Annotated in this window: 11 protein-coding genes; 6 read left to right on the top strand and 5 right to left on the bottom strand. The window is 69.6% G+C overall.

The genetic code is table 11. The features are described from left to right. The first annotated feature begins 109 nt into the window (after positions 1-109). Complete coding sequence (locus B9N97_RS05600) at positions 110-2,047, top strand: ATP-binding response regulator (RefSeq protein WP_244560566.1); 1,938 nt, start codon at positions 110-112, stop codon at positions 2,045-2,047. A 147-nt stretch (positions 2,048-2,194) separates the two neighbouring features. Further along, complete coding sequence (locus tag B9N97_RS05595) at positions 2,195-2,971, top strand: glycine-rich domain-containing protein (protein WP_208621146.1); 777 nt, start codon at positions 2,195-2,197, stop codon at positions 2,969-2,971. 88 nt (positions 2,972-3,059) lie between these two features. Here the strand turns inward: B9N97_RS05595 and B9N97_RS05590 are convergent, their stop codons facing one another. From B9N97_RS05590 to B9N97_RS05575, 4 genes are all read right to left on the bottom strand, one after another. Continuing rightward, a complete protein-coding gene (locus B9N97_RS05590) occupies positions 3,060-4,580 on the bottom strand; it encodes an ABC transporter substrate-binding protein (protein ID WP_244560565.1) in 1,521 nt (506 codons plus the stop codon). Between the two features lie 287 nt (positions 4,581-4,867). Further along, the gene (locus B9N97_RS05585) at positions 4,868-5,722 is read right to left on the bottom strand and encodes a ParB/RepB/Spo0J family partition protein (RefSeq protein WP_085084168.1); all 855 of its coding nucleotides are present in this window, start codon (positions 5,720-5,722) and stop codon (positions 4,868-4,870) included. Next, complete coding sequence (locus B9N97_RS05580) at positions 5,712-6,734, bottom strand: AAA family ATPase (RefSeq protein ID WP_085084166.1); 1,023 nt, start codon at positions 6,732-6,734, stop codon at positions 5,712-5,714. Before B9N97_RS05580 ends, B9N97_RS05585 begins: the two co-directional genes overlap by 11 nt. 104 nt (positions 6,735-6,838) lie before the next feature. Then, positions 6,839-7,786, bottom strand: coding sequence for a replication initiator protein A (locus B9N97_RS05575; protein ID WP_085084164.1), 948 nt, complete (start codon positions 7,784-7,786; stop codon positions 6,839-6,841). 674 nt (positions 7,787-8,460) lie between these two features. Here B9N97_RS05575 and B9N97_RS35500 point away from each other — a divergent pair. From B9N97_RS35500 to B9N97_RS05560, 4 genes are all read left to right on the top strand, one after another. Then, the gene (locus tag B9N97_RS35500; protein WP_167393192.1) at positions 8,461-8,625 is read left to right on the top strand and encodes a hypothetical protein; all 165 of its coding nucleotides are present in this window, start codon (positions 8,461-8,463) and stop codon (positions 8,623-8,625) included. Positions 8,626-8,851: 226 nt separating this feature from the next. Further along, positions 8,852-9,655 (top strand): helix-turn-helix domain-containing protein, encoded by an 804-nt coding sequence (locus tag B9N97_RS05570; protein ID WP_085084162.1) that lies wholly within the window; start codon positions 8,852-8,854, stop codon positions 9,653-9,655. A gap of 533 nt (positions 9,656-10,188) precedes the next feature. Beyond that, a complete protein-coding gene (locus tag B9N97_RS05565) occupies positions 10,189-12,828 on the top strand; it encodes a tetratricopeptide repeat protein (protein WP_280174736.1) in 2,640 nt (879 codons plus the stop codon). After that, positions 12,825-13,958, top strand: a complete 1,134-nt coding sequence (locus B9N97_RS05560; protein WP_085084160.1) for a glycosyltransferase family 9 protein — start codon at positions 12,825-12,827, stop codon at positions 13,956-13,958. The genes B9N97_RS05565 and B9N97_RS05560 overlap by 4 nt, the downstream gene beginning before the upstream one ends. A gap of 253 nt (positions 13,959-14,211) precedes the next feature. Here the strand turns inward: B9N97_RS05560 and B9N97_RS05555 are convergent, their stop codons facing one another. Further along, the gene (locus B9N97_RS05555) at positions 14,212-19,035 is read right to left on the bottom strand and encodes an NAD-glutamate dehydrogenase (protein ID WP_085084709.1); all 4,824 of its coding nucleotides are present in this window, start codon (positions 19,033-19,035) and stop codon (positions 14,212-14,214) included. Between the last annotated feature and the right edge of the window lie 365 nt (positions 19,036-19,400).

The raw sequence follows: 19,400 nt of genomic DNA, 5'->3' as shown, positions 1-19,400 counted from the left end.
TGATGGCGGCTTGACCGGCGGCGTTACGTGGCTGTCGTGTTTGCCCGGCGGTTCGGCTAGGATGGCGCGGCGAGTTGTTCGTGGTCGTCTTGTTCTCGGTGGCTTCGGCATGTTCTTGAAGATCTTCTCACGGAGCCTGGTCGCCCGAACGACGGCATCGGCGGTGTTGCTGGTGTCGGTGCTGGTCGCCGTGCCGATGATCGTGCTGATCCAGGCCGATGTGCGGAACACCCGGGCCGAGCTGGCCATCCGGGCGGAGATGGCGACCCGCATCGTGCTGGACGACGTGACGAACGCGCTGTGGGACCTCGACCCCGAAGAGGCGGCGACGGCGCTGAGCCCGCTGCGCTCGATCGACAGCTTCGCCGAAGCGGTGATCATGGGCACGCACGGCGAACGCTTCGCCGTCTACCGCAAGCCGGGCACCAGCATCGGCGCGGAGGATACCGCCACGGTGGCGGCGGTGCCGCTGACCCACCAGGACCGCAGCGGCGCCGCCCGCAGCATCGGCACCCTGCTGGTCAGGCTGGACACCGGGCCGACCGACGACGCCATCCGCCACCATGTGCTGGTGCTGGGCGGGATCGGCATCGCGGCGCTTCTGCTGGTGGTGCTGGGCGTGATCTGGGCGACGCGCGGCGTGACGCTGCCCATCGCCGGCATGACCCGCGCCATGGACGATCTGGCGGCCGGCGACGTGACGGTGACCGTGCCGGTGCGCCACCGCGACGACGAGATCGGACGGATGGCGAAAGCGCTCGGCACCTTCCGCCAGAACGCCATCGACCTGCGCGCCGCCAAGGAGCGGGCGGAGCAGGCGGTGGCGTCGAAGGCCAAGTTCATGGCCGCCGCCAGCCACGACCTGCGCCAGCCGGCCCAATCGCTGCTGATGCTGACCGCCATGCTGCGCGCCACCGCCCCCAATCCGAAGGTGGCGGACTCCGCGCGCAAGATCGAACAGGTGGTGATGACGCTGAAGCAGCTGCTGGACGAACTGCTGGAGGTGTCGCGGCTGGATGCCGGCGGCGTCACCGCCAACAAGGCGGTGCATGAGGTCGCCGACCTGTTCGAGGCGCTGGATTCGCAGTATGGCCCGGTCGCCCGCGGCAAGGGGCTGGTCTTCGCCGTGCCGCAGCATCGCGCGGCGGTGCTGACCGACCGGGTGCTGTTGCTGCGGCTGCTGGGCAACCTGATCGACAACGCGATCCGCTACACGAATTCCGGTCAGGTTCAGGTCGCCTGCCTGGAATCGGGCGGCAGCCTGATCGTCGAGGTGCGGGACACCGGCATCGGCATCCCCGAGGACCGGCTGGATGCCATCTGGGAGGAGTTCCACCAGATCGGCAACCCGGAACGCAACCGCGACAACGGCATCGGGCTCGGCCTGTCGATCGTCCAGCGGCTGGCCACGGTGCTGGACCATCCGGTCAAGGTGCGCTCCACGCCGGGCAAGGGGTCGGTCTTCTCGGTCACCGTGCCGCTGGCGCCGGTGGAGCTTGCCGGAGGGGCGGTGGACGAGCCGGCACCCCTTGCGGCTGCCCCATTTCCTGCCCCCGCTCCTGCCCCTGCCCCCGCTCCTGCCGAGCGTGCGGCGGTCGCGACGCTGGCCGATGCGCCGGCGAAGGACGGCGAGATCGCGATCCTGGTGATCGACGACGACCAGTTCGTGCTGTCGGCCATTTCGATGTTCCTCACCACGGCGGGACACCGCGTCGTCGGCGCCTCCACGGTTGCGCAAGGGCTGCGCGCGGTGGAGGACGGCACCGTCCGCCCCGACGCGGTGATCGCCGATTACCACCTGTCGGCCAGCGAGAACGGCCTGGACTTCATCGAGACGGTTTGGCGGCGGCTGGGGCTGCGCATCCCGGCGGTGCTGATCTCCGGCCGGTTGGACGGCGCGGTGACGGCGCGCGCGGCGGCGATGGGCGTCACCGTGGCCGCCAAGCCGATCATGCCGGACCGGCTGTCGGTTCTGGTGGAGCAGATGACGGCCGGACGGCCGGCGGCAGCGCTTCCGCTCGACACCGCCTCTCCGCATAAGACCTGACCAATTGCGGACATCCTCCGGGCAGCGGATATTTAGTACCAAAATTATCTCACATATCCGGCTGTGCTGTGGCACAACAATCGGGCGGTGCCCATGGACATTCCTGCAACCCCGTCCAAGGGCGAAAAAGCAACCTCGGAGGATTTCATGCGCGGCGCCACCCCGACCGACACCACCCGTGCCCGTGACATCATCGCCGGCTTCGACTTCGGCTATGTGGTCGAACGCGCCGTCGCCGCAGGCATGACCCGCAGCACGTCCGGGATCGCCCTGGCCCAGCTGAAGGACTTCCTGCTGGCCTGCGCCGAGCATCCGGATCGCGACATCGTCCCGCAATCCGCCGCCTGCGACGATCTGTGGCACGAGTTCATCGTCGCCGACACCCGCGCCTATTTCCGCTTCTGCGAGGCGGTCTATGGCGAATACCTGCATCACAACGGCGTCGCCGTTCCGGCCGAGCGCATGGCCGCCGCCCGCACCGACAGCGCCCGCCTGTTCGCCGGGGCCGATTGCCTGCGCGAGGCCGCAAAGGCGGACTGCCTGCGGGAAGCGAAGACTGCCGACTGCCTGCGTGAGGCCGCGAAGGCCGATTGCCTGCGCGAAGCGAAGGCCGCGGATTGTCTGCGCGAAGCCGCGCAAGCCGATTGCCTGCGTGAAGCCAAGCCGGCCGACTGCCTCCGTGAGGCCGTGAAGGCCGATTGCCTGCGTGAGGCGAAGACCGCCGACTGCCTCCGTGAGGCCGCGAAGGCCGATTGCCTGCGCGAAGCGAAGACTGCCGACTGCCTCCGTGAGGCCGCGAAGGCCGATTGCCTGCGCGAAGCGAAGACTGCCGATTGCCTCCGTGAGGCCGCGAAGGCTGACTGTCTCCGTGAGGCCAAGCCGGCCGACTGTCTGCGCGAAGCGCGGTCGCAGGGCGCCGTCTGACCCGTCAGAGGCTTCGGCAAAAAGCCCCTGTCCGGCAGCGGACAGGGGCTTTTTTCATGCGGTCACCCTGCCCTGCCCCCGCGCCGGCTCAGCCGAAGTTCAGGCCGCCGAACGGGGTGATGAAATTCTCGCTCAGCACATTGCCGCGCAGTGCGACATAGTCCGGCACGACCAGCGGAATCACGGGCAGGTCGTTCATCACCAGACATTCGGCGTCCTTGTAGACCTCGGCACGACGGCCGGAATCGGGGATGGCCATCGCCTGCTCGATCAGGGCGTCGAACTGCGCATTCGACCAGCCGACCGGGTTGAAGCGGCTGCGGCTGCTGAACAGCTCGTCGAGGAAATTCATCGGATCGGGATAGGTGGCGGTCCAGCCGAACAGGAAGGAATCATAGTCGCGCCGGCGGGATCGCGAGATGAACTCCTGCCGCGGAGAGATCACCAGCTTCGCCGGAATGCCCGCATTGTTCCATTGCGAGACGTAATAGACGAACTCCCGCCGGTATTCCGGAATGACCGCGACCTGGAAGGGATCCATGCCGCGGCCTTCCGGATAGCCCGCCTCCTCCAGCAGTTGCTTCGCCAGCATCGGATCGTAGGCCAGCGGCTGGAGCTTCTCGTTCGACAGCAGCGCCGGGGGAACGATGCCGTTGTGAACGGTCGCCACCCCGCGGAAGAAGCGTTCCGCCATCGCCGCGCGGTCGATCAGCAGCGACATCGCCCGGCGCACCCGCAGATCGGCGAAGGCCTTCACCCGCCGGGGATCGAGCGCGACCACCCGCATCTGCATGCGCGGCACATTGGACAGCCAGCGTTTGAAGCCGGGATCGTCCATCACCCCGCGCAGCGCGTCGGTGTCGACGAAGGTGAAGTCGATCTGGCTGTCGTTGAACAGGGTGATGCCGTCGTTGCCGATGCCGGTGGCGAGGAAGGACACCCGCTCGAACGGCACCGCACCGCCGCGCCAGCCGGGAATGGCCTCCACATCCATGCGGATGCCGTCGTTCGACCGCACCAGCCGGTAGGGGCCGGTTCCGGCCGACATGGTGCGGAACCAGTCGGGGCCGGCCTTTTCCGCCGCATCCACATCGACGATGTTCAGCCGGGCGAAGGGGAAGACGGCGCAGGGTTCGTCGCAGACCACCTCCAGCGTCCGGTCGTCGATGACGGTGATGCCCGACAGTTCGGTCGTGGTCTTTGCCCGCAATTCGCGGAAGCCCCGCACCTTGGACAGGGCCAGCACTGCGAAGTTGGCGCCGTCGCCGGCGAGCGCCGCCTCGAAGCTGCGCTTGACGTCGGCGGCGGTCAGCGGCCGGCCGGTGTGGAAGGTGACGTTGTCGCGGATGGTCAGCCGCCAGTGGCGGGCGTCCTCCGACCCTTCCCAGGCGGTGGCGAGGCCGGGAAGAATGCGGCCCTCCGGATCGACCGTGGTCAGGCTCTCATACATCGAGCCGAGGACCTGACGTGCGACCAGATCATTGACGGTCAGCGGGTTGATCGCGCCGGGCAGGGATTTCAGCCCGATCCGCAGGGCAGGGGCGGCGGCCATCGCCGGACGCGGCAGCGCGCCGGCCAGACCGGCCACCCCAAGGAGGCTGCCGAGCAATCGCAGGAACTGTCGTCTTTGCACCGCCGGCATTGCTGTTCCGTAAGGTCGATGGTCTCGTCACTGATCCTTACCACGGGGCAGGGCAGGCGGTCACGCTGAGCGAGCGGCAGAGGCTTTCGGGTTTGGAGGCAATAGCCCTCTCCCGGGGCGGGAGAGGGAACCACAGGCGTTTAGCCTCTGGGTTGGCGTCAGGGGGTTTCGCGATCGAAAGCAACTCTGGGGTGCTGCGTCGTCCCGGTACAATTATCGCGAGCTTTCGCATTCGAAAGCTGCGGCTGGCGTGGTCAGCCGTTCAACAGGGCGTCGATGCGGTCGCGCAGGGCCTGCAGCCGTTCGCGGTGTTCGCGCTGGAGGGCCTGGGCGACGGTGTCGATGGCGGCGAGGTCCTTGTCCATCCGGTTGATCGCCTTGCCCAGCACCCGCAGCGGCTCCGCCGTGCTGGAGGCCGCCGGACGGGCCGCCCGCACCGCGCCGACCGTCAGCCCGCCGGTCCGCGCCGTCTGCCACAGCCGGCGCAGTTCCGCCTCGTCCTCGACGAAGGCCAGCTCGACCAGGGCGGAGCGCGACACCGCGTCGGGGTTGGCGCGGTAGTCGGCGAGGATGTCGTCGGGCAGGCGCAGCACCTTCAGGCGCTTCGACACCTCGGCCTCCGAGCAGCCGACGGCCGCCGCCACCTCCGTCTGGGTGTAGCCATGCGCCTCGATCAGCTGCGACAGGCCGCGGGCGAGGTCGATGGCGTCGAGGTCCACGCGCTGGACATTCTCGATCAGCGCGATCTCTTCCGGCCGGCCCTTGGTGATGATGGCGGCGATGGTGCCGCGGCCGAGCAGCCGGTGGGCGCGCAACCGCCGTTCGCCGGCCACCAGCCGATAGCGGCCCTTCTCCGTCCCCTCCTGCACCAGCACGGGTTGCTGCAACCCGTGGCGGGCGATGGAGTCGGCCAGCGAGCGCAGGGACTCGTCGTCGAACACCGTGCGCGGCTGGCCGGGGTTGGTCTCGACGGCGTCCAGATCGACCTCGACCAGCCGGGGCAGCACGCCGCTCAGCCCGAACATGCGGTCGGTCTCGGCGGCGAAGCCGGCCTCCTTGGCCTGAAGAACGGTGGCGGCGGTCTGCCGGGTCAGCTTCTTAGGCGGCATCGACGGTCTCCTGCAGGCGGCCCATGGCGGTCAGCAGAGCGGAGGCGATGGCGGCATAGCTCTCCACACCGGGGGCGCCGATGTCGGCGTCCAGCGTGATGACGTTGGCGCCCGCCGCCTGGGCGTAGATGGTGGCGCGCGGCACCGGCGGGAACACGCGGCGGCTGTCGCCCCACAGGCGCTGGATGTCGTCGAGCGACGAGCGGTCCTGGGTCTGGCGCGGGTTGACCATGGTGGGCAGGATGCCCAGCACCTCCAGCCGCGGGTTGAGGCGACGCTGGATCTTGGCGACGGTGTCGAGGAAGGCGCTGACGCCGAGGATGGCGTGCGGTTCCGCCTGACAGGGCACCAGGACGTAATCGGCGGCGGTCAGCGCGTTGATGGTGACGGCGCCGAGGTTGGGGGCGCAGTCGATGACGATCACATCATAGCGCTCGCGCACGCCGTCCAGCATCTCGGCAAGGGCCGTCTGGGCGTTGGTCAGGTTGCCCGGCAGCTCGGTGTCGGCACTGGCCAGCGCGATGCTGGAGGGGACGACGTCCAGCCCCTCCACACTGGTGGGAAGGATCACCGCGTCGAGCGGGGTCTTGCCCATCAGCGCGTGGTAGAGGACCTTGCCCGCCTCGGTCAGCGCCACCACGTCGGTCTGCGGCACGCCGACATGGACGGTGGCGTTGCCCTGCGGGTCGGCATCGACCAGCAGGACGCGGTTGCCGGCACGCGCCAGGATGAAGGCAAGGTTGATGGAGGTCGCGGTCTTGGCGGTGCCGCCCTTCTGCAGGCCGACGGCGACGGTGGTGCCGCGGCGGGGCAGGGCGCTTTCCGGCCGTTCCAGATCCAGCAGCAGAAGCCGGCCCAGCAGGTCGCGGGGCAGGGCCTCCTTGCCGGTTTCCCACTTGCTGAGCCGCTGCTTGTCATATTTGCGGCCGGTCAATTCATTGACATAAGCCGCCATCTGCGTCTGGGTCAGGCCGCGCCGTTCCCGCAACGCCTTCAACTGTTCCCCTGTCACGCCCCGTCCTCCTGCCCCGGCACCGGTTGGCAGCGACCCTAGCAAGTTGTCGCGACTCCGGCAACGGGTGTCTACCAAACGGGTGTGGCCGGAGGGGCAGGGGATCAGACCGTTTCGTCGTATTCCACCTTGGGAACGTCGATCCAGTTTTCCGGCTGGCCCTGGTCCTTCTTCCAGAACAGGACCGGCAACTCGGCGTTCAGCACGCGGCCCTGAACGGCGCCGCGCGCCTTCATGGTTTCCTTGTATTCCGCCGTCTCGACGATGCGGACGCCATAGCCGGGGATGCGGTCGGCGGCGAGGACGGGGCCGAGCGCGTTCTTGAACTTGCGCAGGTCGTTGTCGGAGCCGACGCGCTTGCGCAGCGGCTCCAGCGCCATCCAGAAGGCATGGCCGCGGGCGAGGTGGGCGCGGGCGATCTCGTACAGGCGCTTTTCCACCGGCTTCAGTGCGAAATACTGGTCGTCGTAGCTCAGCAGATTGTGGCCCAGCGCCGCGCGGGTGACCCAGCCCGACAGCGTCAGCTTCAGACCGCGCACCGCCCGCTCGCCGTCCTTCTTGCGCTGGTAGAGCAGCTTGTAGTCGGAAATCCACGAGAAGGCGCCGCTCTCGCCCTCCCCGCCGGTTTCCAGGTTGGTCTTGATCTGGGTGCCCTGCAGCCGCTCCAGCGCGCCTTCGATCTTGTCGTAGGCGCTGCCGCCGGCGGTCTTGCCGACGATGCGCTGGAGGTCGCTGGTGGTGAAGTGCAACTCGCCCAGCTTGGAGGGGCCCTTGCCGGAGTCCATCTTCTCGCGCAGCAGCGAGATGGCGTAGAGCAGCACCGCCTTGTCCCAGATCGTCGCAACGCCGACATTCTTCGGCGCCCGCACCTCGATCCGCACCTTGCCGTCATCATAGGTCGGCAGCGATTCCGCCTTGTCCTTCGACAGGCCGAACAGGCTGTAGACCATCATGTGGCGGTCGTTCTGGACATCGCCGGTCAGCGGGGAATCGAGCCGCAGAGCCAATTGCAGCGGCCGGTCGAGCAGCTCGGCGTTGGTGGTCTGGGTCATGCGATCTCTCCGCGGGTCCCGTGCGGCTTGAAGGGGTCCTAGCCATAATCCACAAGCCTGCCGCCCTGTTCCACACTGCCGGCTCAAACGTCGCCGTTCTGCCGAAAGATTCCCGGGACCGGGGCGGATTGGGGCTCCGAATGTCGCCGTTCTGCCAGTTTTGCCGGCCGGCGGCGGACGGCGGCGAATGGGTGGCGACGGACAGGCTGCCGCCGACTGGATGGCGGGGCCAACGTCTGCGTTCTGCCGTGCCGGAGGGTGGCGAGGGCAGGGGGTTGGGAGGCAAGAGGCTGTTTTCATTGGGTTATTGTGGGCCCTCTCCCCTGCTGTGACGGCTGAATGCCCCCTTGGATGGCCTTTGACTGGCAGAACGGCGACATTCGGACGATATGCCGGAGGGCCGATTCCCGCCCGATTCCCCGCCGATTCCATCCTGGGGAGGGTGGGGGAGGGGAGGGATCCGCTCCATCATTCGGCAGAACGGCGACGTTCGACGGCACGATCCGGCCGTCGCACGCTGCCGATGTCCAAGAATCTTTCGGCACAACGGCGACGTTTGGACCCGAATCTTTCGGCACAACGGCGACACTTGCCGGCGGCCGGGCGTGGCGGCTCCAGCCCAAGTGGTTGATTCCTCCGTGAGAATCCCGCCGGGTGTCCGCGAAATGCCGCCCATGGGCGATTTTTCCAAGACCGTGGACAGATGCGCGACGGCACGTACACATTTCAAAAAACGGGCGAAAACCGCCCTGACGCGCATCGACATGCGCCCCTGCCAGATGCTGGCCGGCGCCACGGGTGCTTGCATCCCGTGCTTTCTGAAGGAACGAGCAGCATGAGGTAACGGACAACCGACCTCCGCAAACACAAAAGGCCCGGATTGCTCCGGGCCCTTCGTGTCGGACGGAGGAGACCGAGGGAAACCCGGGCACCCCACATCTGGCGGTTTGGCGACTCCATGATGGCAGGGCAGGCCCGCAAAGCCAAGCGGATTCAGAGCGAGTCCGTTGACGCTGCCCCCTTGTCTCCGCCCGTCCACGGATCGACCGACAGACGGGTGACGCAATGAAGCCATACATCGACATGTACAGGCGCTGGATCGCCGTGCCCGGCATCCAGGCCGCCGACATCGCGGTGTTGTCCGCGCTCTACGCCCATGCCGACCGCGACGGTGTCTGCACCGCCACGCAAGGGGAGCTGGCCGAGGAGCTGGGGCAAAGCCGCGCCTGGTTCAACGCCGTGCTGAAGGGCCTGCAGGAGAAGGCGTCGCAGGACGCTCCTTCGGACTCTGCGGCGGCGCTGGTCTGCGCCAAGCCGCGGCGGGGACTGCGCGGGTTCGCCTATCAGCTGGCGGGGATGGAGGGGGTTACCGCCGGCCTGTCCTGTCAGCCGGCTGACAGCAGCGGTTCGCCGGCCGGCATCTCCTTGGAATCCCAGAATCCTGAATCCTCCTCCTCCCCCTCGGGCGGGGGGATGGATCGGCGGGAGGAGGCTTTGGCGGCGGACTGGCAGCCGGATGCCGCCGATCTGGCCTGGGCGGCGGTGGAGCGGCCGGAGGTCGATGCCAGCCGGGTAACCGCCAAGTTCGTGTCCTGGTGCCGCAAGGCCCACCGCCGCAACGGCTACCGTCCGCCGGATCCGGGAGCGGCCTGGCGCCGCTGGATCGCCCGCGAGCTGGTGGCGCCGGCCGAACCGACCGCCGAACGGCCAATCGCCGCACCTGCCCAGCCCTCCGCCCCTCAGTTCCGCCGGGAGCCCCGCCATGACCGCCGCTCATCTTCCTTGCGTGCCGGACCTGTCGCCGATGCCGCCGGCCGCAACCGCGAAACCCTTGCAGCCCTGCGCCTTCGCCTCGCTGGCCAGGCTTGAGGCGGCGGATCTGCGGTTCGAGACGCAGGATCTGTCGCCGGAGGAGATCGGCGCGCTCGCCAACCGGGTGGAGCAGGCCATCGGCGCGCTGACCCCGGCGATCGGCATCGAGAATGTGCTGATCGGGCTGGAGAAGCTGGCCGAGCGCTTCGCGCTGGAACTGCCGGACGCCGACCTGCTGGAGGCCGACGTGCGGGCGATGGCGGCGTGGCCGGCCGACCGCTGGATGGCGGCCTTCGAGGCGGTGTGGGCGGGGTTCCGCAGCGGCTGGAGCCGCTTTCCGACGCTGGGCGACTTCCGCGAGGCGCTGGGCGCCCTGCCGCCGGCGGCGGAAAGCCGCGCCGCCGACGATCTGCGCCGGCTGGCCGGCCGGCTGCGCCAGGAACAGCGGTTGCGCGCCCGCACCGAAGAGCAGCGGCGCCGCACCCGCGCTCGTGAAGCGGCCCTGGCCGAGCGGCAGCGCCAACTGGCGCTTGTTCCGCCGCCGGGCGACCCGCATTATCCGCCGGACCACCAGAGAGTGCCGACAGCGGATGAAACCGAACCATCGCCCGCCGCAACGCCCGCCGGGCACCGCCGACGCACAGGTGCTGCTGACCCGTGCCGTCACCCATCACCAGAACGGGCAGCTGGCCGAGGCGGCGACGCTCTACGAGCAGGTGCTGAAGCGGCTGCCGAAGCAGGCGGACGCGCTGCACCTGTCGGGCCTGATCAAGGCGCAGACCGGTGCGCCGGCGGAGGGGATCGAGCGGATCCGGCAGGCGATGAAGGCCGACCCGAAGCAGCCGGTCTTCCATGCCAATCTGGGCCGGCTGCTGGAGGCGGCGGAACGCTGGGAGGACGCGGCGACGGCCTTCCGCAGTGCGGCCCGTCTGGCGCCGCTCGACCCGACGCTGGCGCGGATGGAGGCGGCGGTGTGGACGCGGCTGGGCCGGCAGGGGCCGGCGGCGCAGGCGCTGCTGCGGGCGATGGCGCTGGAACCGGTGGATGCCGGCAGCGCGGCGGATCTGGGCGACGCGCTGTACGACTGCGGGCGCTTCCTGCATGCCGCCGACTGGTATGGGCGGGCGGCGAGGCTGGAGCCGCACCGGGTGCTGGCCGCCTTCAACCGGGGGGCGGCGCTGCGCGACGCCGGCCGGACGGATCTGGCGGAAGCGGCCTTCCGGGCGCTGGCCGGGCTGGCGCCGCTGATGGTGGAGCCGCTGGAGCAATGCCTGCAGATCCGGCAGCAGTCCGGCGACGGGGCGGGGGCCCTGGCGGCGGCGCGCCGGCTGCTGGCGCTGGATCCGGGGCGTCCGGCGGCGGTGCGGAGCCTGGGGGGCTCGGCAAGCGATCCGGTCTGGCTGGCGCGGCTGGTGAGGCTGGAGCCGCTGGCCGAGGAGGCGGTGCTGGCGCTGGCCGGGCGGCTCTATGGCCGGCGGACCGCGGAGGCGGAGCGGGCTTACCGCCATGCGCTGGCGCTGTCGCCGGCCTCGGGGCTGGCGCTGTCGGGGCTTGGGCTGGCGCGGGCGACGTTGGGGATGGAAGGGGCGACGCGGTGGAGCCTGCGCGCGGTGCGCGTGGCGCCCGGCGACGCGGCGCCGGCGGCCAATGCCGGATCAGCCTTCCAGCTGGCCTTGCAGCCGGAGGCGGCGCTGTCCTGGCACCGGCGGGCGCTGGCGCTGATGCCCGGCGACGCGGCGGCCTGGGTCAACATCGGCACGCTCCTGCTGGATGCCAACGCGGCGGAGGAGGCGATCCCACCGCTGGAGCGCGCAAGGAGGCTGGGCGATCCGGGACAATTGGCATTGGCCAACTCCAACCTGGGCGTCGCCTGGATGGCGCTCGGGCTGCATGGCGAGGCGGTGGCGGCTTTCCGCGCCGCGCTGGACCGGACGCCGGACGATGCGGCGATCCGCTCCAACATGCTGTTCTGCCTGTGCTTCGACGACCGGGCCGATCCGGTGGAGGTCTTCCGCGAACACCGCGCCTTCGAGCGGCATCTGCCCGCCGTCCCGGCGGCTCCGCATGCGGTGGAGAACCGCGATCCGGAGCGAACCTTGCGCGTCGGCTACCTGTCGCCGGATTTCCAGCGCTATCCGGGGCCGGGCTACCATTTCCTGCTGCCGCTGATCGAGGGGCACGACCGCCGGGCGGTGGAGGTCACCTGCTATCACAACGACCGCAGCCGCGACGCAACGACGGAGCGTTTCCAGGCGGCGGCCGACCGCTGGCGCGATGTCGCGGCCCTGTCGGACGAGGAACTCGACCGCCGGATCCGGCAGGACCGCATCGACATCCTCGTCGATGCCGGCGGCCACATGTCGCGCAACCGCATGCCGCTGGTGGCGCGCCGCCCGGCGCCGCTGCAGGTCAGCCTGCCGCTCTATCCCAACACGACGGGGCTGAGCGCCGTCGATTACCAGATCGCCGATCCCCGCGTGGCGCCGCCGGGGGCGGATGGGCTGCATGCGGAGACGCTGATCCGGCTGCCGGGATGCGTGCTGTGCTACCGCCCGGCGGAGTCCGGCTTCGCACCGCCGGACCGGCCGCCGCTGGAGCGCAACGGCCATGTCACCTTCGGGTCCTTCAACAACATCACCAAGGTGAATGCCGCCACCATCGCGCTGTGGGCGCGGCTGCTGGCGGCGGTGCCGACGGCGAAGCTGGTGCTGAAATGGCGGGGGCTGGGCAGCGGCGGCGGCGCCGACCGGCGGCTGCTGGCCGCCTTCGCCCGGCACGGCATCGCGGCGGAGCGGCTGGAGTTGCGCGGCATCACCCCGGATCCTTATCAGGATTACGTCACCATCGACGTGGCGCTGGACCCCGTCTTCGCCAATGGCGGGACGACGATCTGCGACGCGCTGTGGATGGGCGTGCCGGTGCTGAACCAGAGCGGGCCGACCAAGATCGGCCGTTGGGGCGCGACCATGCTCGATGCCGTCGGGATGGGGGAGCTGGTGACGCGGGACGATGACGGCTATCTGGCGCAGGGCGTGCGGCTGGCGACCGACCGTGGCTTCCTCGACGCCCAGCGCAAGGATTTGCGCGAGCGGATGCGGCGGTCGGCGCTGATGGACGAGCCCGGCTATGCCCGTGCGGTGGAGGCCGGCTATCGCAGCGCATGGCGCCGCTGGTGCGCCGGGCTGCCGCCGGTGGCCATTGATGTTGTGGAAGGGGAGGGGCGGGCATGAGTGTCTGCGATCTGGCGACCGTCCGCAGCATCCTGGTCATCAAGCTGGACGAGGCCGGCGACTTCGTGATGTCCACCCCCTTCCTGCGCGGGCTGAGGGCTGCCGCGCCCCAGGCGCGCATCCTGCTGGCGGTGCGCGAGGCGGTGGCGGATCTGGCCCTGACCTGCCCCTGGGTCGATGGGGTGATCGCCCCGCGGCCGAAGGAGGGCGGCGGCATCGATTTCCGCGGCATCACCCCCGGCGGACTGAAACTGTTCGCCGAGTGTTATCGCGCCGGCTTCGATCTGGCGCTGGTGCCGCGCTACGACTTCGACCGCCATGGCGCGACGACGCTCGCCGCCAACAGCCGGGCGCGGCTGGTCGCCGGCTTTTCCGAGCGGGTGACGCCGTGGAAGGCGGAGGGAAACCAGGGCTTCGACCGCGCCTATGGGCTGGCGCTGCACCCGCCGCCGGGGCGGCACGAGGTGGAGCAGAACGCCGCCCTGCTGGAGGCGCTGGGGGCGCGGCCGGATCTGGGTCCGCTGGAGCTGACGCTGACGGCGGAGGATCGCGAACAGGCGCGACGGCTGCTCGGGAGCGGCGAGGGCAGGCCGCTGATCGCGGTGGCGCCGGGGGCGGCCAGCCCGCGCCGGATGTACCCGGCCGACCAACTGGCTGCAGTGGTGTCCGCCGTGGCCGCGACGCTGGATGCGCGGGTCGCCGTACTGGGCACCGCGGATGAGCGGCCGGCGGCCGGCGTGATCGCGGCGGCGCTGCCGGGGAGGACCATCGACATGACCGGCGCCACGCCGCTGCGCGTCGCCGCCGCGGTGATGGCGGAGGCGGCGCTGGCGATCACCATGGACTCCGCCCCGGCCCATCTGGCGGCGGCGATGGGGGTGCCGGTGGCGGTGTTCTCCTGCCATCCCATCGGCGGCGATCCCAACCATTTCCACGCGCCGGAACGCTTCCGGCCTTGGACCGGCGGACGGGAGGAGCGGGCGCTGGTGCTGCGGCCCGAGGCGGCGGTGCCGCCCTGCACCGTGTCCTGTCTGGCGGCCGAGGCGCATTGCATCGGCGCCATCGAACCGGGTGAGGCTGCCCGGCGCATCCTGGCCCTGGTGGACGCGACCGGGGGAAGGGTGAGCTAACGAAAGTGGCTCCCTCTCCCGGGGCGGGAGAGGGCGAGTATGGTTGAGTCCTTCCCCGGACCACAAATCGCAGAAGTTGCTTTCGAAAAAGAAAGTGGGCGGATCCACGGGGTCGTGGATCCGCCCAAGGCGAGGAGACTGAATGCCGGTGCCCGAACGTGCCTGAAAAGGCACCGGCGTTCCGGAGGCCCGGCTGCGCAGGACAGGGCAGCCGAACCGTCCGAACCGAGGGTCTCCTATCCCTGTGACACCGTTACCCCGCAATCAGGCCGCGCAGCTGCCGATTTGCGACAGCCAGCATGGCGAGATCGACCGCCGGCTGGGCGCGCAGTTCGGCCAGAAGCTGTTCGACGCGATCCACCACCAGATTGCGGCTGGCGATCCAGGCATCGACCGCGGCGGACTCGTCGCCCTCGCTTTCCAGAACGCGCACGGTGAGCGCGCTCTGGTGGGCGAACAGGTCGTCGACGATGGCGGCGACCGCCTGACGCTGCCAGTGGTTGTCGACCTTGGCGCCGGCGGCGCGGTCGCGCAGCCATTCCAGGCCGAAGCGGCGGCCCAGCCCGAAATAGACCGAGGCGACGCCTTCCACCGCGCGGCCGGTGCGTTCGGCGATGCGCACCAGATCGGGGGCGGCGGCCAGCACCGGCAATGCTGCGATCCGGCGGGCCAGATCCTCCGGAACGCCCTGGGCGATGGCATCGGCGATGCGGGCGGCGAGGCGGGAGGATTCCTCCTCGTCGAGGAAGCGGTCCAGACCGGCGGCCAGAGCCTCCACCCCCGGACGGAAGGCGGCGGATTCGCGGCCCAGATCCAGCGGGTGCGGGCTGTGCGCCAGGAACCACGCCACGGTGCGGTCGAGCAGATGGACGGTTTCCAGCATCAGCGCCGTCTGCAGCGCCGCCGGCACGACGTTGTCGAGCGCGTCGATGGCGTCCCACAGCGGGCGCAGCTGGAACACGTCCCGCGCGATGGCATAGGCGCGGGCGACGTCCGCCGGGCCGAGGCCGGTCTTTTCCACCATGTCGCGGACGAAGGTGGCGCCGACGCGGTTGACCAGGCTGTTGGTGACCGCCGATGCCACGATCTCGCGGCGCAGGCGGTGGCGGAAGATCGCCTCGCGCTGGCCCTCGCGCAACGGCTGCGGGAAGTAACGCAGCAGATCCTCGACCGTCGCCGGGTCGTCCGGCAGCTCCGAGGCCAGCAGCTCGTCATAGAGCGTGATCTTGGCGTAGGCCAGCAGCACCGCCAGCTCCGGCCGGGTCAGGCCGCGCCGCTCGGCCATGCGCTGGGCCAGCTCCTCGTCGGTCGGCAGATACTCGATGGCGCGGTTTAGGCGTCCGCTGCGCTCCAGGTTGCGGATGAAGCGCGACTGCGCCTCCAGCAGGGCCGGCCCTTGCGCCTCGGCGATGGTCAGGGCCTGGGTCTGGCGGTAGTTGTCGGCCAGCACCAGCCCCGCCACCTCGTCGGTCATGGCGGCCAGCAGGGTGTCGCGCTGCTTCAGCGTCATGTCGCCCCGCGCCATGACGTCGCCCAGCAGGATCTTGATGTTCACCTCATGGTCGGAGGTGTCGACGCCGGCGGAGTTGTCGATGGCGTCGGTGTTCAGCTTGACACCCGCCGCGGCGGCCTCGATGCGGCCGCGCTGGGTGACGCCCAGGTTGGCGCCCTCGCCGATCACCTTGGCGCGGATCTGGCCGCCGTCGACGCGCAGCGCGTCGTTGGCCTTGTCACCGGCCTCGGCATTCGTCTCGGCCGACGCCTTGATGTAGGTGCCGATGCCGCCGAACCACAGAAGGTCGACCGGGGCCGTCAGCAGGCGGCGCATCAGCTCGGCCGGCGACAGGTGGGCCTGCTCGATGCCGAAGCAGGCGCGGACCTCCGGCGTCAGTTCCACCGTCTTGGCGCTGCGCTCCACGATCATGGCGCCCTGCGACAGCTTGGAGCGGTCGTAGTCGGCCCAGGAGGAGCGGGGCAGGGCGAACAGCCGGTTGCGCTCCTCCCAGCTGACCGCGGCGTCGGGGGCGGGATCGAGGAAGATGTGGCGGTGGTCGAAGGCGGCCAGCAGGCGGATGTGCTTCGACAGCAGCATGCCGTTGCCGAACACGTCGCCCGACATGTCGCCGACGCCGACCACGGTGAAGTCGGTGGTCTGGATGTCGGTGCCCATCTCGCGGAAATGGCGCTTCACCGATTCCCAGGCGCCGCGGGCGGTGATGCCCATCACCTTGTGGTCGTAGCCGGCCGAACCGCCGGAGGCGAAGGCATCGCCCAGCCAGAAGCCGTGATCGACCGACACCCCGTTGGCGATGTCGGAGAAGGTGGCCGTGCCCTTGTCGGCGGCGACCACCAGATAGGGATCGTCGGAATCGTGGCGGACGACATCCTTCGGCGGCACGACGGAACCGTCGGCGGCCAGATTGTCGGTGATGTCCAGCAGGCCGCGCATCAGCGTCTTGTAGCACTCGATGCCTTCGGCCAGGGCGGCCTCGCGGCCGGCGCTGGGGGGCGGGGGCCGCTTGACGACGAAACCGCCCTTGGATCCCACCGGCACGATGACGGTGTTCTTCACCATCTGCGCCTTCATCAGGCCGAGGATCTCGGTGCGGAAATCCTCGCGGCGGTCGGACCAGCGGATGCCGCCGCGGGCGACCTTGCCGCCGCGCAGATGGACGCCTTCCATGCGCGGGCTGAAGACGAAGACCTCCACCCACGGACGCGGCAGCGGCAGCTCCTCGATCGATCCGCTGTCCAGCTTGAAGGACAGGTGCGGCTTCGGCGTGCCGTCCGGGGCGGTCTGGTAGGCGTTGGTGCGCAGCGTGGCGCGGATCAGGTTGACGAAGCGGCGCAGGATGCGGTCGTCATCCAGGTTGGTGACGGCGTCCAGCGCATCCTCGATCTGCTCCAGGATCGGGGTCTCGTCGCTCAGGTTCTTCGGGTCGAAGCGGGCGGCGAACAGCCGGGCCAGCAGGCGCGCGGTCTGCGGATGGGCCGACAGCGTCGCCTCGATGGTGTCCTGGGCGTAGGCGAAGCGGGCCTGCTTCAGGTACTTGGCATAGGCGCGCAGCACCGTGACCTCGCGGCCGGTCAGCCCGGCGCGCAGGACCAGACGGTTGAAGCCGTCATCCTCCATCCGGCCGTCCCAGACGTCGGCGAAGGCATCCTGGAAGGTCTGCTTGACCTTGACGCAGTCGACCGGAAGGCCGTTCTGGGTGCGGGCGGCGAAGTCGTGGATCCAGACCGACTGGAGCGGGGTGGCGCCGCCGGCGGGGCGCACCTCGTAGGGCTGTTCGGTGATGACCTTCAGGTCCATGTGCTCCAGCATCGGCAGCACGTCGGACAGCGGCACCGGCCGGCCCTGGTGGTAAATCTTGACGTGCAGCTCGTCGCCATCGGCCTCCAGCGGGTGGAACAGCACGATGCCGAGGCGCTGTTCGGTCAGGACCCGTTCGATGCGGTCGATGTCGTGGACGGCGGTCTCGGCGGTGAAGGTCTCGCGGTAGCCGGCCGGGAAGGCGTCGGCGTAGCGGCGCAGGCGGGCGTTGCCGGTTTCCTCGCCCAGCGCCTCGACCAGGGCGTCGCGCAGCCGGTCGGCCCAGCTGCGGGAGACCTGGACCAGCCGGGATTCGATCTCGCTGATGTCGACGGCGGGGATTTTGCCCGGCTCCGTCTTCACCATCAGGTGCAGGCGGGCTAGCGCGCTGTCCGACAGCTGGGTGAAGTAGGAGGCGCAGGTGCCGTGGAAGGCGGTTTCCAGCACCGACTGGATCTTGCGGCGCAGCGCGGTGTCATAGCGGTCGCGCGGCACGAAGACCAGGGCGGAGACGAAGCGTTCGAACGGGTCGCGGCGGACGAACAGGGCGAGCCGCTGGCGTTCCTGCAGGTGCAGGATGCCGACCGCCGTCTCGAACAGCTCGTCGGACGGGGTCTGGAACAGCTCGTCGCGCGGGTAGGTCTCCAGGATGTTCAGCAGCGCCTTGCCGTCATGGCCGGTCGGGTCGAAGCCGGCGCGGGCCATGACGCGGGCGACCTTGCGGCGCAGGAACGGGATCTCGCGCGGGCTGCGGTTGTAGGCGACGGAGGTGAACAGGCCGACCGCCAGGGTGACGCCGACCACGTTGCCCTGGTCGTCGAACCGCTTGACCAGGATGGCGTCCAGCGGGACCGAGCGGTGCACGGTGGCGTGGCGGGTGCCCTTGGTCACCAGCAGCGCGCGCGGCTGGCGCAGGAAGGCGCGGATTTCCTCCGGCAGCACGGCGGCGTGGCCATGCTCGTCGAACACGGTGATCTCGGGGTTGCGCAGCACGCCGAGACCGCTGCCGTCCACCAGCTCCAGCCAGGGCTCCTGCCCCTCGCCGCCAATGGTGGCGATGTAGAGGCGGCTGCCCAGCAAGGTCATGTTGCCGTCGTCGACCCAGGTCAGGAAGTCGGCGGCCTCCTTCGATTCCTCGGCGTCGGGGGCGTTGGCGATGTCGGTGCGGGCGCTGCGCACCCGCTCGCGCATCGGCGTCCAGTCCTCAACCGCGGCGCGGACATCGGCCAGCACCCGCTCGATCCCCTCGCGCAGACGGGCCTGGGCGGCTGGGTCCGACAGCGGGTCGATCGAGCAGTGCATGAAGGATTCATCGCGGGCGCCGTCCTTCTCCTCGCCCGGTTCGAGAAGCTCGACGATGCGGCCCTCGGCATCGCGGACGACGCGGGTGACGGGATGGATGATGAGGTGGACGGTGACGCCCTGCCGGTTCAGCTCCGCCGTGACGGAATCGACCAGGAAGGGCATGTCGTCGTTGACGATCTCCACCACCGAGCGTTCGGTCTGCCAGCCATGCTCGTCCAGCCGCGGGGCGTAGACCCGCACCTTGGGCACGCCGGGCACACGCTGCTGGCCCCACTGCCACATGGCGAGAGCGGCGCCGTAAAGCTGTTCCGGCGTGCCGCGCAGCAGGTCGTCGGGGGGCACGTTGGCATAGAAGCGCTTCACGAAGCGCTCCGCCCGCGCGTTCGGAACCCGGCTGCGCACCAGCTCGGCCAGCTGTTGCCGCAAGTCGCCCGCCAGATCCTTCGTCGCCGTCCGCATGATGGTGGATGTCTCCTCTTGGGTTTTCATTGGTCGGGTTTTTCTTTGGATTGGTAGTACCACCCCCCAAACGACTTTTCGACGGCAAATAAACGGCAGGATTTCTGACCAAGCGGCGATTTGCACCCCTTTGGGGGTATTTCTCCAAAGATTCGGACAATCCAGTGACATGTCCGCCAAATTTATCCATAGCGCGTTCACATCCCCGGCATGAGCGGTGCCGCGGCAAAGGCGCACAGCGCCCATCCGCCGCATCCGGCGGTGGTTGGATGGCGGGCCTTTTGGCGGGAACACCGACTCGATTCGGTGGGATCGCTCTTTCGCCGACGAAACGGCGGAAAGCCAGGCGAGAGGCCGGAAAATAG

Origin of the sequence: Azospirillum oryzae (assembly GCF_900177515.1) — a bacterium.
Classification (GTDB): domain Bacteria; phylum Pseudomonadota; class Alphaproteobacteria; order Azospirillales; family Azospirillaceae; genus Azospirillum; species Azospirillum oryzae_A.
The sequence above is the reverse complement of the archived record's forward strand: the minus strand, read 5'-3'. Positions and strand labels throughout refer to the sequence as shown.